At 36.8% G+C, this 15,634-nt stretch carries 12 protein-coding genes; 7 read left to right on the forward strand and 5 right to left on the reverse strand.

All coding sequences use genetic code 11. The features are described 5' to 3' along the window. The first annotated feature begins 1 nt into the window (after position 1). From AAOP42_RS21670 to AAOP42_RS23830, 4 genes are all read left to right on the forward strand, one after another. Entirely contained in the window at positions 2-3,259 is a 3,258-nt protein-coding gene (locus tag AAOP42_RS21670) for a CheR family methyltransferase (protein WP_349530684.1), read from the forward strand. Positions 3,260-3,284: 25 nt separating this feature from the next. Further along, positions 3,285-3,686 carry a response regulator gene (locus tag AAOP42_RS21675; RefSeq protein WP_349530685.1) on the forward strand — a complete coding sequence of 134 codons (402 nt, stop codon included), beginning with the start codon at positions 3,285-3,287 and terminating at the stop codon, positions 3,684-3,686. Between the two features lie 172 nt (positions 3,687-3,858). Continuing rightward, positions 3,859-5,160 (forward strand): DEAD/DEAH box helicase, encoded by a 1,302-nt coding sequence (locus AAOP42_RS21680; protein WP_349530686.1) that lies wholly within the window; start codon positions 3,859-3,861, stop codon positions 5,158-5,160. A gap of 204 nt (positions 5,161-5,364) precedes the next feature. Beyond that, positions 5,365-5,622 (forward strand): SemiSWEET family sugar transporter, encoded by a 258-nt coding sequence (locus AAOP42_RS23830; protein WP_502947684.1) that lies wholly within the window; start codon positions 5,365-5,367, stop codon positions 5,620-5,622. 33 nt (positions 5,623-5,655) lie between these two features. Here AAOP42_RS23830 and moaA read toward each other — a convergent pair whose 3' ends face one another. The 4 genes from moaA to AAOP42_RS21700 form a co-directional block, all read right to left on the reverse strand. After that, positions 5,656-6,660: a GTP 3',8-cyclase MoaA gene (moaA, locus tag AAOP42_RS21685; protein WP_349530687.1), complete on the reverse strand. Its 1,005-nt coding sequence runs from the start codon at positions 6,658-6,660 to the stop codon at positions 5,656-5,658. A gap of 27 nt (positions 6,661-6,687) precedes the next feature. Then, positions 6,688-7,050, reverse strand: coding sequence for a DUF7009 family protein (locus AAOP42_RS21690; protein ID WP_349530688.1), 363 nt, complete (start codon positions 7,048-7,050; stop codon positions 6,688-6,690). Between the two features lie 340 nt (positions 7,051-7,390). Next, entirely contained in the window at positions 7,391-9,664 is a 2,274-nt protein-coding gene (locus tag AAOP42_RS21695) for a ligand-binding sensor domain-containing protein (protein ID WP_349530689.1), read from the reverse strand. Positions 9,665-9,822: 158 nt separating this feature from the next. Further along, positions 9,823-11,559, reverse strand: a complete 1,737-nt coding sequence (locus AAOP42_RS21700) for an ABC transporter ATP-binding protein (RefSeq protein ID WP_349530690.1) — start codon at positions 11,557-11,559, stop codon at positions 9,823-9,825. Between the two features lie 166 nt (positions 11,560-11,725). Between AAOP42_RS21700 and AAOP42_RS21705 the strand changes: the two genes are divergently transcribed. The 3 genes from AAOP42_RS21705 (at position 11,726) to AAOP42_RS21715 (ending at position 14,437) form a co-directional block, all read left to right on the forward strand. Then, positions 11,726-12,091 carry a LytR/AlgR family response regulator transcription factor gene (locus tag AAOP42_RS21705; RefSeq protein WP_349530691.1) on the forward strand — a complete coding sequence of 122 codons (366 nt, stop codon included), beginning with the start codon at positions 11,726-11,728 and terminating at the stop codon, positions 12,089-12,091. Positions 12,092-12,155: 64 nt separating this feature from the next. Beyond that, positions 12,156-12,506 carry a DUF8788 domain-containing protein gene (locus AAOP42_RS21710; protein WP_349530692.1) on the forward strand — a complete coding sequence of 117 codons (351 nt, stop codon included), beginning with the start codon at positions 12,156-12,158 and terminating at the stop codon, positions 12,504-12,506. A 5-nt stretch (positions 12,507-12,511) separates the two neighbouring features. Beyond that, the gene (locus tag AAOP42_RS21715; RefSeq protein WP_349530693.1) at positions 12,512-14,437 is read left to right on the forward strand and encodes a tetratricopeptide repeat-containing sensor histidine kinase; all 1,926 of its coding nucleotides are present in this window, start codon (positions 12,512-12,514) and stop codon (positions 14,435-14,437) included. On the opposite strand, the gene AAOP42_RS21720 is transcribed toward AAOP42_RS21715, so the two are convergent. Continuing rightward, complete coding sequence (locus tag AAOP42_RS21720) at positions 14,370-15,317, reverse strand: DMT family transporter (protein WP_349530694.1); 948 nt, start codon at positions 15,315-15,317, stop codon at positions 14,370-14,372. The two genes, AAOP42_RS21715 and AAOP42_RS21720, sit on opposite strands and share 68 nt — an antisense overlap. Positions 15,318-15,634: the final 317 nt, after the last annotated feature.

Here is a 15,634-nt window from a genome sequence, read left to right on the forward strand (position 1 = left end):
AGTGATAAAAAGAAGTCCTAATCAAGATCAGGTACTAAAAATTGACGAAAGTATTCCGGAAGCGAGCAAATATATTGTTGGTATAGGGAGTTCTGCCGGAGGATTGGAAGCTATCAATTCATTTTTTGAAAAAGTACCAAAGGACTCAGGTTTAAGTTTTGTTCTTATTCAACATCTCTCAAGGGATTACAAATCCAAGATGCCTGAATTACTCGCCAAACATACCGAGTTGAAAATCGATATGGTAATTAACCCCACTGTTGTTCAACCCAACTATATATATACTGTTCCTACTGATAAGAATATTACAATATCTAAAGGCATACTGTACCTGGAAGATCGAGATGATTCAAAAACATTAAATCTACCGATCAATATTTTTTTTAAATCATTGGCTGAAGACCAGAAAGCTCGTGCCATTGGGGTGATTTTATCCGGTACCGGAAGCGATGGTACACTAGGGATAAAATCCATTAAGGAAAATGGTGGCATGGTTATAGCACAGGATTTTCAAACAGCTGCGTTTGATAGTATGCCCAAAAATGCAATAGGTACAGGTTTGGTAGATTTTATTTTACACCCGGCACAAATGCCAGAAACTATTGTACAATATGTCAAACATCCCTTTGTCAAACACCATTTTGATGAAAATGATGTTAGCAAAGGGGATGAAATCAATCAAATTTTAGTAATACTTCATCAAAAAACGAACATGGATTTTCGGTTGTATAAAAAAACAACGGTTGTTCGTCGGATTGAGCGTAGGATGAGTGTTCGCAATATCTTAAGCTGCGAACTGTACTTAAAGTATTTGATGAACAATCCCGAAGAAATAGATTTATTGGGCAATGAAATACTCATAGGTGTTACTGGTTTTTTTAGGGATAGTAAAGCTTTTGATACTCTGGACAAGGAAATTTTAGCCAGGCTTGTTAGACAAAAACAAATCCGCATTTGGGTAGCTGGTTGTTCAACCGGACAAGAAGTCTATTCAATAGCGATATTGCTAAAGGAGCATTTTCACAGTCTAAAAAAAGAAATACCGACAAAAATATTTGCTACTGATATTGATCAAAGGGCTATAGATAAAGCTCGTAAAGGTGTTTACACAGAGACGGTTCAGGAAGAAGTTTCTGAACATTTGTTGAACAGGTATTTTACCAAATCGGATGATACCTATACAGTATTAAAAGAGCTAAGAGAAATGGTCATTTTTGCAAGGCACGATATATCAAAAGATCCTCCTTTCAATAATATTGATTTGGTATTATGCCGTAACCTTCTTATTTATATCGAACCATCTCTTCAGGAAAAAATATTGTCTTTTATACATATTTCATTAAACGAAAATGGATACCTGTTTTTAGGTACAAGTGAGTCGCTAGGTACCTTTGCCAGATTTTTTGATGAAACACATAAAAAGTATAAAATATATAAAAATAAGGCGATAAACCGCACTGTGGATATACATAATTTATATCCATTTGAACACAGGAAAAAAGAGGTTGCGAGTAAAGAACATCCGGGCGATCATCAGTTACGTACGCTTTCGGAATCAAAAATTATCAGCAACTTCAAAGACACAATGTTGGAAGACCTTGTCCCACCTACTGTTATTATCAATGAAAATCTGGATGTGGTTCATGTGGCAGGTGAGATTAATAAATTCGTACAACTGCCTAAAAAGCAATTGACTTTGAATCTGTTAAAAATGATAGATGAGCAGTTGTATGTTCCTGTCAGCAATATAATATCCAGAGTCAAAAGTCAAAAGAAAAGAATATTTTCTGCGCCTATTAATTTTGAGAATGGTACTGTAACGCTAATCAAAATAATTGCAAAGTTGTATACTGAGCCTGTTGGGAAACACAATTACATTATTCTTAGCTTCATAGAAGCTACAACGAAAGTTAAATCCTCTGGAAGAACAACAAAGGAAATTGATCTGACTAAGGAAAGAAACCTGCATATACGAAGGCTTGAAGATGAACTTAAGGAAACCAAGGAATACCTGCGATCCACTATAGAAGAGCTTGAAACTTCATATGAGGACCTGCAGGCTACCAACGAAGAGTTGATTGCAGCCAATGAGGAGTTGCAAAGTGGTAATGAGGAGTTGCAAAGCGTAAACGAAGAACTGTACACAGTGAATAGTGAATTTCAGGATAAACTTGAGGAAATGACAGAACTCAATGACGACCTGAACAACTTTCTCCAAAGCACCCATATTGCCACCTTGTTTCTTGATATTGACTTAAGTGTAAAAAGGTTTACAGATGCGGTTAAACCGCTCATTAATATTACCAAAAATGACATAGGACGATATATTGGAGACTTTAACCATACATTTTCCGACTTTGATCTTATTACTACTGCTCAAATGGTTTTGGATAATTTCAATCCCATTGAGAAAGAAGTATCTACCAAAGGCGGGCACATCTATCTCATGCGAATATTACCCTATATGACTTCAAAAAGAGAAGTATGGGGAGTAGTTTTCGTATTTGTGGATGTTAATGAGCTTAAAAAAATTGAGCAACAGCTTAAATCCAAAGCAGATGAATTGGAAATAAACAACAGTGATCTGAAGCAGTTCGCATTTTTAGCTGCCCACGACCTCAAATCACCCATTATAAATATTGAGTCACTTCTCATGTATCTGGATGAAGGTAACTATATCAAACAAAATGGTTTACCGATTTTTCGAAGGCTTAGGGATACAGTAGATCGAATGAATCGCACAATAGTTATATTGAATGAAGTTATCTCAATTAAAAAAAATCTTGACATTGATTCTGAAGAGATCAAATTTGATGCTGCACTTCAAAATGTATTTTCTATAATAAGTGAGCAAATATCTTCGTCTAATGCCATAATACATACTGATTTTAAGCGGGTTCCTAAAATGTTTTTTCCTCTCGTTCATTTGGAAAATATATTCCAAAATCTGATTGAAAATTCTATTAAATACAAATCCAATGATCGCAATCCTATTATTTATATTTCGACCAAGTCTGAAAATGGAGCTATTGTTTTGATAATATCAGACAATGGCCGGGGTATTGATCTCAACAGCTATGGAAAAAAGATTTTTAGGCTATTTCAGAGGTTTCATTTGGATGTAGAAGGAAAGGGAATTGGTTTGCATATAATAAAAACAATGATTGAAAGGTATCATGGTCGAATTGAAGTTGAGAGTTATCCTGAAGTTGGAACGACTTTTAAAATTTTCTTCGCTCCTGAATCCAACTCAGTATAATAACAAAGATTTTAGAAATAAAAAGATGGAAAAGATTAATACTATACTATTAGTAGATGATGATGATACAGGCAACTTTGTTACTAAGATGTTTTTTTTATCGAATAAATTGTCTGTCCAATTAGAAGTTCTTGAAAATGGAAAAGAAGCTGTGGATTATTTTGATTCACGGACAACAGACTTTCCTGATCTGGTATTGCTGGATATAAATATGCCACTTATGAATGGATTCGAATTTTTGGAATGGTATGAGGATAATGGATTTACAGGCAAAACTAAAATTGCAATGTTTTCTTCTTCCATCAGGGAGGATGATAAGCAAAAGGCACTTCCTTTCCAGGATGTAGTGGAATATATAGAAAAGCCATTAACCCTGAGTAAATTTAAAATGATTACTGACAAATTAACTAAATCTCAGGATGACTAATATTATGAATAAGTCATTACACTTAACTTCAATGTTATTTAAATGACCAATTAGGTTCTTGAGTCTAAGATATGCTGACTTGATTGGGGTGTTATTCACACGTTTGTCAAAAAAATAGGATTAGGCAGGAAAGCCCCCTTAGTTTTGCCATTTTGTAACAGATAAACCGGAGATGGTAAAAAACCAAAAAGAGATTCTTGATAAATTGAATATAGAAAAGCTCAACCCAATGCAGGAAGAAGCGGCGATGGCAATTGAGTCTGGGGCAAATGTGTTTTTACTTTCACCAACCGGAACAGGGAAAACACTTGCGTTTTTGTTACCAATTATTCAAAAACTTGATGAATCCAGCCAGGAAATTCAAGTGCTCATTATTGTACCAACCCGTGAATTGGCTTTACAAATTGAACTTGTAATCAGAGAGATAGGGATTGGACTTAAAGTCAATGCGGTGTATGGTGGCAGAGCCGGTTCGAAAGATAAAATGGATTTGAAACACCGTCCGGCTATTTTAGTTGGAACTCCTGGAAGGATCGCCGATCATTTTCGAAGAGAAAATTTTAAAACTTCTCATATCAGGACTCTGATACTGGACGAGTTTGACAAATCTTTAGAAATAGGGTTTGAACCCGAAATGAAAACTATAACTGAAGCATTGCTTAATGTGGAGCAAAAAATCTTTACTTCTGCCACCAAAGCTGTAAGAATTCCAGATTTTTTGATGACACAAAATGAAGTAACCATTGATTATTTGGAGAATGAACCTTCTCAGCTAAAGCTTAAGCGGATAGTTTCTCCAACTAAAGACAAGCTTCAAACACTCATTGAAACGCTTGGTCATATTGGTAATCAGCCGGGGATTATCTTCTGCAATTTCAAAGATACTATTCAGTTGGTAAGCGATCATTTGTATGATCATGGCATTGGGCATGGGTGTTTCTATGGAGATATGGACCAAAAAGACAGGGAAAGAGCCCTGATCAAATTTCGTAATGGTACACATCAGCTCTTGGTAGCTACAGACCTGGCTGCCAGAGGTATTGATGTTTCTAATCTGGCGTTTATTATTCACTATCAATTGCCACAAAGTGCTAAGGAATTTACTCATAGAAATGGCAGGACGGCCCGAATGAATACGGAAGGAACTGCATTTCTGCTTCAGTGGGAAAACGAATATCTTCCGGACTTTGCCAAGGAGGTAGAGTTGGAGTACATAGTACCAAGCCTACTTCCCAATCCTTCAATTTGGAAAACCTTGTTTGTTTCCGGAGGGCGAAAAGATAAAATATCCAAAGGAGATATTGCAGGTGTATTTTTCAAGCAGGCACAGCTGGACAAAACTGAATTGGGAGTGATAGAAATCAAGCAGGATTGCGCCTTTGTAGCCGTTCATTCGTCTAAAGTGAAAGTTGTGATTCAAAAGCTTGACAATACCAGGATCAAAAAGAAAAAGGTGAGAATTATGGTGATTTGATTTATAGCCTTTGTAAAAAATGGGTGAATATTTTATTGATAATCATTAGGTTCTCTATTTTTTCGTGTCGGTATTTTTAATCTGATTTACCATTCAAAATGGTTCATTATGGAAATATATGCCTCCGGTTTCATAAACTTTATAAACATAATTTAACTTCATATAGATGGCAAGTTCTATATTTACCACCCTAAACTTGAATATATGAATTGGGCAGAAATTGCAGGTCACTTAGGTGCTGTTTTAAGTAGTATAACTTTTATACCACAGGTATGGAAAGCCTGGCAAACGAAGAGTGTCAAAGATTTGAGTATTTATATGGTTATCATTGTTTTTTGCAGCACGATTATATGGCTCATTTACGGTTTTTCTTTTTCATTGTGGCCAGTGGTAATTGCAAACTCCGTTATTTTGATATTGAGTACAATGTTGTTGTTTTTTAAACTGACCTTCCCAAAATAATTTAATCAGGTTAAGGCCTAACATTTACTGTCTTTATCCACCAATGCTGGACATTGATTCGTTTATGGTTAGAATTTTTCTTGTTTTTTCAGCTTCAAACCCATCTCTGGCTCTTTTGCCTACCACAGTTCTAAGTTGGTTTTTAATAACCTGATCGGAATCTCCGTTTCTAAGGCTTTTTTTCAAATCTAAAACCCCATCGTCATACAGACAGGTTTTGATGGTACCCTGAGAAGTGATTCTGAGCCTGTTGCAGGTATTGCAAAAAGTACGGGAGTAAGCGGGTATAATACCAAAATTCCCCTTAAAACCATCTATATGGTACCTCAGCGATGTAGAGTTAGAATCGTGAGCGATGCTGTTGGTTTCAGGGTAAACATTTTGTATAGTTTGCAATATTCGTTTATGATTCCAGGTCAGGGCTACATGATGTAAAGCATCTCCATTAAAAGGCATTTCTTCTATAAACCTTACTTCAACCGGATGGTTTTTGCTCAGTTCCACCATAGGCACAATATCATCAATGTTTTGACCTTCCATCACTACCATATTTACTTTGGTAGGGATATTTCTTTCAAGCAATCCATACAAAGTTTTTTCTACATTGTGAAATTCGTCTCTTCTCGTGATTTGTTTGAATTTGACAGGGTCGAGTGTATCCATGCTTAGGTTAACCGACTTTATCCCAACACCCTGGAGGTCATTAAGGTACTTATGAGTAAAAACGCCATTGGTAGTGATATGGATGGAATCAATACCTGAAGTTTGATTGAGTTTGCTTAAAAAAGACATAACATCCCTGCGGATAAATGGTTCTCCACCTGTAAGTCTGATCTTATTTACTCCTAATTCAGCAACGATACGAGCCAGCCTTAGAAGTTCTTCATAGGAGAGCAATTCCTTTTTAGGAAGGTAATTGATACCTTCCTCGGGCATACAATAGAAGCACCGGAGGTTACACCGATCTGTTATGGCTATTCTAAGGTAGTTTATTTTGCGACCCCAGTTGTCGATTAATATGTCCTCAGTTTTTACCATTTACCAACAAATTTATGCAATTATCAGTTACTTCACTTCTGCAAGAGGGTTGGGGAAACTATTGGTATCATCTTCTCCCGGTCTTTTATGCAGACATTGAAAGTCTTTTTCGATGACAATTCGTAAAGAGCCTTGGTCTTTATTTTCAAAACCTACCAATTCAGTATTGATCCAGGTATCTCCCAGTGATTTTGAAATCATTACTTTCAAATGTCCGTTTTCAAATCCAGTACTAATATCTTCCTCACTGGAGTTGATTATTAGCGAATAGACGAAATCAGAGGTGTTAAATGATGTCTTTCCCGACACCCGTTTTTCTGATTTAAGTGTTTCTATTTCCAATTGTGACAGCCTTAATCTTATTGAATTGTTTAATATGCGCAGTTTCATGTTGTTTCTTTTTAAATTCTCTGACAAGTTTGTTTTAAGGGTTATTGTCTTGTCTCAATTACCATATCTATTAACACCCATCAATTTTATTGTTTCAGGTTTTGATGGAAAATATCCAATGGTAGTACTTGTATAGAAAAATTAATATTTAATCCTTGGGCAAAGTTCATCACTTTATTTGACAAACAATCTAATTTATGTGAGTGTTTCTACTCGGGGCTTATTTTGTATTGGTTATAAAAAAACTGTAATACACTACTGAAACGAAAAAAATATTGATCTGGAGTCTTTGGGTTGTTTTCTGACAAGTTTTTTTGTGACTTATAAAACATAACTCTAATTATTCCACAGGAGCACTGATCACTCCCATATAGCGGCCCATCCAGTAGGGTAGTAGCCAGGTGTCTCCGGCACTGATCAGAGCTTGTCCGTCACCATTTCTGTCCAGATCGTAGATATTGCCGTTGTGTCGGTATAGAGGTGTTTCACCAAGAGGTAATAGCTCTTTGGTTGTTTGTCCACGGAAATTGTCCGAAATCAACTCTATGTCTTTGCGGTGCGAGTTTTGCATTTTCCATGTCCTTAAGTCCATAGGGTAGTTTTTTAAAAACCATACAGACTCATCCAGATCAAACTCTGTTGCTCCGGTGGTCATACCGTAAATCAAATTCCACAGTGCATTCTTTTCCGGCCTTTCTGCCTGCCAGTGGTCTTTTATGCTTTCCTTATATTGAGCTTGTAATTCGGGAGTAAATGCAAAAGGGTGAAGTCCCCAATAGGCCAAAAAGTACATTTCATCATCAGAGTGATTCCATTCATGTGACAAGGTTTTGCTCCACTCATCAGCATCCGAAGGACTGATAGTACTAATTGGACGTGTCAGGTTTTCCAGATAACCATGCTCTTCCATCAGTTGGTAGGCACTGGTTTTGTATTTTTCTTTCCCTGTAAATTTATATGCTGCTTGCAAGAAGCTGATGATGTTGGATGAATTCAACCGCCTGTCCCCAACGTTGACAGGAAAACTGTTGACATAGTCAGGGTTCCACTTACCCCAAAGAGTGGGTTCTCCATCTACATCTATGATGTAGTAGTCGTTATCCACGATATAACCCATCAGATCATCCAGACACTTCAAAGCCCTGTTTCTCCAGTCTTTATCATCAACTAGTTCCAGCATAGATATGAGTGCAAACATTTGTCCCACAGTTTGATCACTACTGGCTGTGGAGCGCCATGTCCAGTTGGGATGGTCACTTCCGGGCATCCAGATTAATGCAGGGCTTCCGGAAAGCAATTCCTTCTTTTCCCAGCCTTCTTTTTTTGTGTTGATCACTTTGTAGTCACGTTCAAAACTTCTGGCAAACAATCCATCTATGGGGGTAATATCATGAAGTCTTTCCATGGCTTCAAATGCCTCATAGGCATTTAATTTTGCCTCTTCTGATCCGGTAGCTTTGTACCTGAACAGTTGACTGGAAAGGTACATGGATGTCCATAGGTTGTCACTTGCCTGAGCACCCATTTTTGCAGAGGCATAGCTTTGTGAAAGGGCACTTACACTACAGTTGAATCCATACCGGATGTTTTTTTCTCTTACCTGTTTTTCGTAGAACATCGCCTTGGCCTCCAGAGTCATTTTTTTAAAGTGAATTTGTCCCAACCCTTTTTTAGTAAGTACTAAAACGGTGTTTTCAGGGCCTTTTTCCAGTTCCACAACATGATTGTCTGGCAACCATCGTTCACCGGAGTAATAGCTGTATTTACCATCTTCATTCAGTTTGTATGCACCCCATGTAGAACCGAACCACAAAGCACCGTTGATTTCTTTTATACAAGTAATCTCAGGCCAGGGTACATTTGAAATCAGTTTGTTTTCAGATAAAAACACATACCCATTGGAAGTGCCAATAACTACTTCAGTTCCATTTTTACCAATAGCAGCGCAAGAGATATTTCCTTTGTACAATTCTTTTATGGGTTGACCAGGAATCAACTCGGAGACAGTTTGAGTAGTAACCAGTAAAAAACGGCCTTTACTTTCCTGATAAATGATTTGTTTGACGTTGCTTAATAAGCCTGTCCATATTTTCTCGCCTGTTTTGTTAAGATATGTTAGCTTTTCACCATCAGAAACCAAAAAATGAAAATCTTTTCCTGCGGCAAAATATTTGGCGTTAGGTAATCCATGTGTTATCTGAATTTTGCCAGCCCAGGCATTGCTGAATACGTGCTTGTCATCGAGGTAAACTGTGTGGTTTTTATAAGTTTCTAAATCAGTGATTTTTTTAGGAATTAAGGGAGAATAGGAAACATCAGGTATCAATCCTCCCGAATAAAACAGGCTGCCGTTTTCAGGAACTAATAGTCCTTGGTTAGAAAGGATTTGAATATTTCCATTACGATTAGCTGAGACATCTTTTAGATTTATATTCTCTTGATTGTCAATAAGATAGTATTTCACAACATAGTCCTGCATATAGGGTTTGTCCTGATAGACAGGTTGTCCAATAGCATTGGTAGTAAGTTCGGCAATTTGAGGAAGGTACTTTTTAGTTTCGCATCCTAATAAAGCAAATAGGATGAAGGCAATTAGATGATACTTGGTTGTCATTTTTTTAGAATTAGGTTCAAACAATTATGATACATAGTTGTACCAGTTGGTAATTAATGAAAGTAGAGATTTGTATTGTTTGACAAAAGTTGATACACTTAATATTTGACCCACCTGGCAATGATTATGCCGTATGTATGACTACCTATCAAGTAGGCTTATATCCTTGCCTGATAGGTATATAAATCATAATATCTCCCTTGTTTTGCTATGAGTTCATCGTGATTTCCCTGCTCATCAATTTTTCCTCCTTCAATTACTAAAATCTGATCTGCTTGCTTTATAGTACTTAATCTATGAGCAATCACAAATGTGGTCCTGCCTTTCATGAGCATTTTTAGACTTTCCTGAATAAATGATTCACTTTCCGTATCGAGGTTTGATGTTGCTTCATCCAGAATCAATATTCTTGGATTGGCAAGAATAGCCCGCGCTATTGCCAGCCTTTGCCTTTGCCCTCCGGATAATTTCACACCTCTTTCACCAATCACAGTGTCCAGTCCATCTTCGAACCGATCTGTGAATTCCTGTACATGGGCAGCTTTTACGGCATTTTGGAGTTCTTCTTCAGTAGCATCAGGCCGGGGAAACAATATGTTGTTTTTTATAGTGCCTTCAAATAAGAAATCATCCTGAAGTACCACTCCCAATTGGCTTCTGTAAGATTGCAGACTGACTTTGGACAGATCGTTTTCATCAATGGTAATTTTACCACTTATTGGGTTTAAAAATGAAGCGGCAAGTCCGGCTATGGTTGACTTACCCGATCCGGATGTTCCTACCAGTGCAGTAACAGAGCCCGCTGGTGCTGTAAAACTGATATTGTTGATGACTTCTTTGTTTTCTTCGTAAGCAAAGGATACATCTTGAAATTCTATATTTCCTTCAATGGTATCAAGCTTAATTGTTCTTTCGCTTTCGTCTTCTTCAAGGGGCATATTCATGATTTCCTCTGTCCTGTCCAGGCCTGCAAATGCTTCCGTGAGCTGACTTCCAATGTTACTCATCTGCACTATAGGAGCGATCATAAAACCAAGGTACAGTGTAAAAGACAGAAACTCACCAAAAGTAAGTTGCCCATCAATAATCATGTAGCCTCCTATACCCATAATACCGGTAGTAGCCATACCAAGCAGAAAGGTAGCAGAACTGGTCACAATACTTGTAGAAATCAAACTTTTTTTCACATTTTTAAAAAGACGGTCAACACCATCTTCAAAGGTTTTAACTTCCTGTTGCTCTGCATTGAAGCCTTTGATTACTCTAATCCCATTTAAGGTTTCAGTGAGCCGTCCGGTTACTTCAGCATTTATTTCACCTCTTTTTCTGAAAATTGGACGGATGTAACTGAAGGCCTTTAGAGAAATAACAGCGAAAATGGATACTGGCACGAGTACATATAGTGTCATCATTGGGCTTATTTTAATCAACAACACCAGAGATACAATAGCAGTAAGGACTCCACCGAAAAGTTGAACCAAACCTGTTCCTACCAGATTTCTTACACCTTCTACATCGCTCATTATTCTTGAAACCAGTGCACCTGACTTGTTGTTGTCAAAGAAGCTGACAGGTAGTTTGATAATTTGTTTTTGTACTTTGGCCCTCAATTGAGCAATCAGTAATTGTGCCTCAACACTTAATAGCTGAGTAAGAAGAAATGAAGTGATGGCTTGTACTACAATAGCTCCGGATACCGCTATGAGTAATGTTTTGAGCATCTCTAAATCTCCTTTTGCGATTACATCATCCATCAGGTATTTGCTTGCACCTGGCAAAACCAAACTGGCGAGCCTACTGATGATGATTAATAGTAATCCAACGAACAATAGTTTTTTCCTTGGCCACATTATGGTCTTAAACACATGACCTATAGTTACTTTACCTTTGCCCATTTTATTCTTATTATTTATAATTACTGAATTTCAAAATTAGTGTGTTTGATCAATATGGTTTATTCATTGGAATATTATTTTTTAAATTGGAAATCTTTCTATAATATTAACCAGCGTATTGAAATATATTTTTTTCAATTCTCCACTTTTTGATTTCTACCGGCTTATGGATAAAATAAAATGTGTGGCTATAGATGATGACCCTCTATTCCTTGAGATAATAAAGTTTTTCTCTAAAAAATTGGATTACATTGACTTGATGGCCACTTATGAAAACCCAATAGATGGAGCAATTGGGATTGTGAAATTAAAACCAGATTTGTTGTTTTTGGATATTGAAATGCCTTATTTGGATGGTTTTGAAACGGTTAGCACATTGGATGTTAAGCCTAAAATAATAGTTATTTCATCTCATGCAGAGTATGATTTGACCGATCTCAATTTTGAAGTGGCGAAATATGTAACTAAGCCTCTTAGTGGAATTGAACAATTTGATTCGATAGTGAAAGAAGTGATGAGTGTCTATAGTTAAATACCGTTATAACCAAATAAAATAGATTTTAACTTAATATTTTGTAATTAGTAAATAGAAAAAAATGGGATTAGAAGTTATATTTCTCAGCCTGGAAGAAGGCACAACAAATTTGATTTTCACAGACAGTGAAGGGCATCATGGAAAGGACATTACCACAGATGTACAACCTGGTGATACTGTTAAGTGGAAAATTTATAAGGGGTCAGGAATAAGTGAAATTACCAGTATTTATGCACTGCCTGAAAATAAAGATATTTTTAGTAAGAATCCTGCACCGGATAAGCATGGTACAAGCTGGAGTGGGGTCATCAGTGAGACTGCTACAGGAGAAGAATCTTATGGGATTAAATACATTGTTGATGGTCAGGAATATGATGTAGATCCTATAATTAGGGTATTACCTCGAAATTAAAATGAATGAAATTCACCTTATTAAAAGCCTATTTGTTTATAGGCTTTTCTATTTATACAGTTTCTGCTCAAAATCAAAGAAAAGCTGACAGCCTTAGGGTGGTTTTGCAGGAAAATGATTTTAAGGATTCACTTAAATATGAATTGTATATTGACCTGTCTATATATAGTGCCAACCCGGATGATATTATAGAGGCGGCCACCAAAGCCAGACAATTGGCAATTAAAAACAAAAAAGAAAAGTGGAAAGCTATTTCCGATTTGACCCTTGGAGATGGTTATCGATTTAAAGGAGATTTAGTAAAAGCGATTGAATATTATATGGAATGTGCTTCCTATACTCTGGATACTAAGGAAGATGGGATTAGGGCAAATGCTTATAATAATATAGGGAACCTATATATGATTCAGAACAATTTCAAACATGCAATTAGTTACTTAAAAAAGGCTCAAACTATTTATCAAGATCGTAGAGATACAACAAAATTGGCATCAGCTTTATTGAATATTGGCGAGGCTTTCAGGCTTTACCATCATCTTGATTCGGCATCTATATATTTTCAAAAAACTATGGAATTGGTTAATGCTTCGGATTCAGACCTATTATATGCCTACTGTCTGGGAAATATTGGATTAGTCAATGCTGAACTAGAAAAAAGTGATCTGGCAGAACAACAAATAAATGAAGCCATAGAGATTTTGGAAAAGCTTGGAGATTACTATCCTATCGCTGTTTATGAAATGGAATTGGCAGATATATTTAAAGCGAAAGGTGAGCTTTACAAAGCGCAGGAATTTTTAATGAGTAGCTATAGAGTATCTAAAAAACAGGGGCTTAAAGAACAAATACGAGATGCGGGATTGAAGCTGTCAAAATATTTTCAGGAGGCAAAAGACTATGAAAAAGCATACTTCTATCAAAATGAGTATATAGCCTATAGAGATAGTATCAACAGCGAAGAGACCATTATGAAAATAGCAGATTTGCGTACTGAGTTTGAGGTGTCAAAGAAGCAAATAGAAGTAAATCTCCTTAACAAAGAAGCGCAAAAACAACGTGTTTTTTTAATTAGCCTTGCAGTGATATTGCTTTTGGTGATGATTCTTACCTATGTCCTGTTCAAGATATACAAGATAAAATTGAAAGCGAATAGAATACTTGCCAAACAAAAAGAGGAGATAGAAATTCAGCGCAATCAGTTAGATGCATTGAATAGCACTAAGGATAAGTTTTTTTCTATTGTGTCTCATGATTTAAGAGGCCCGGTAAACAATTTTCAGGGGATTTCAGAAATCCTGAAGCAGATGGTACAGGAAAAGGAATTTGATACCGTTGAAGCTTTGACTGGTAAACTCGAAAAATCGGCAAGGCAACTTTCTATACTGTTGGACAATCTGCTTGGGTGGGCTCTCGGACAGCAGGGGCAATTTCCCTACAATCCTGAAAAACTGATAATATCCGATATATTTGATTCTACTTTGAAAATTCTGGAAAACATGGCTGTGGCCAAAAGACAGTCATTAACCTTTGTTATAAAGGAAAAGTGTTTTGCCTGGGCAGACAAAGACAGTGCATTGGCGATACTTAGGAATTTGATTGGAAATGCAATAAAATTCACTCCTGAAGGTGGTAACATTTCCTTTAGTGCTGAAAAGTCACGAGATATGGTGTTGATAAAAGTAATTGATAGTGGACTAGGTATGTCCGGAGAAAAAATAGCTGGTATTTTTAATTTTGAAAGCAATAAAAGCAGCTGGGGTACAGATGGCGAAAAAGGGATGGGATTGGGACTGACATTGGTTCATCAACTGGTAGAAATGAATCATGGAAAAATAGAAGTTGAAAGTAAAGAAGGAGAGGGGACTACTTTTTCTGTTTGGCTACCTCTATTTGTTGAGGATTCTCACTCTGTCTCTTTACAGTCAGAATAGCTCCTGTGATTACTAACAATCCCCCTGCTATTCCTACTAAGCTGATAACTTCAGGATTAATAAATTGCACCTCTAAATATGCCAGAATGGACATGGTGATAATGGTAATGATTGGATTTAAGGTCACAATAATTGCCACTTTGTTCGCCTCAATATATCGGAATGATTCTGCCAGACAGCCGTAAGCCACTACTGTATTCACTCCGAGAAAAATTACTATGAGCCAGGTTTGCCAGTTGAGTTGAACAAATACTTCAAAATCTATGAAGGGAAGCAGCATCAGGCAGGGTGCTGCAAAAATGATCACATTCAGGCTTTGAGGATTGTATTTGACAACCATTGATTTTTGGAGAATAGCATAGCATGCCCACGAAACGGCTGAAAGAACTACATATAGGCTCCCTAGTTTGTAATTTCCCTGGTTTTCAGTGAGTAAGTTGTTTAACTGTTCATTGAAAAAAAGTACAAACCCACAAATGGCAATAACAAATCCCAATATTTGAATTTTGGAAACTTTCTCCTTAAAAATCAGAATTCCGGCAAGTGCCAATAGGATTGGACCAGTTTGGATAAAAATTTGAGCGTTGCTGGCCGTGGTTTTGTCTATGCCAGTGATGAATCCGATATAATTAAAGCCCAATGCTATACCCGCTATTATTGCCAATTTTGGAGGTCTTTTTATCAGGTTTAGTTTTTTGCTGTCTTTGACGAATAATAGAATAACAAGAACTGTTAGCGCAATAACAAATCTGAACCATGATAATGTAATGGCATCTATATGATTGAGGGCGACTTTTAAGAATATGGCCAAAAAGCCCCAGGAAACTGCGGTGGCACTGGCATATAGCAGGCCTTTGGTCAAATTACTTTTTGGAGTCATTTTGATATCTATTAACTGCAATAGTCATCACTTGTCTTTTTCAAACCAAAATTATGTTGGAGTATATTTTTTGAAATCAAAAGCGGTTGGATAAGTAATAACCTGAGTTCGATTAATATTACTCCAAAAAACTCGTAACCGTCACACAGAGGAGCTTTTATTGGAGAGTGTGGCAGGAAGCGACATGGGAGTCCTCATATGTGAGAGATTCTTACGCCTGTGTCGGCCGATCAGGCAGAGCTTTCAACGCAAAACCCAATCCAAAAGCCTACCGATGACGTATTTTAGTATGATTTTAGAATCGAATTCAGGCTAAT

It is taken from the genome of Reichenbachiella sp. MALMAid0571 (assembly GCF_040151475.1).
Taxonomy (GTDB): domain Bacteria; phylum Bacteroidota; class Bacteroidia; order Cytophagales; family Cyclobacteriaceae; genus CAXBNB01.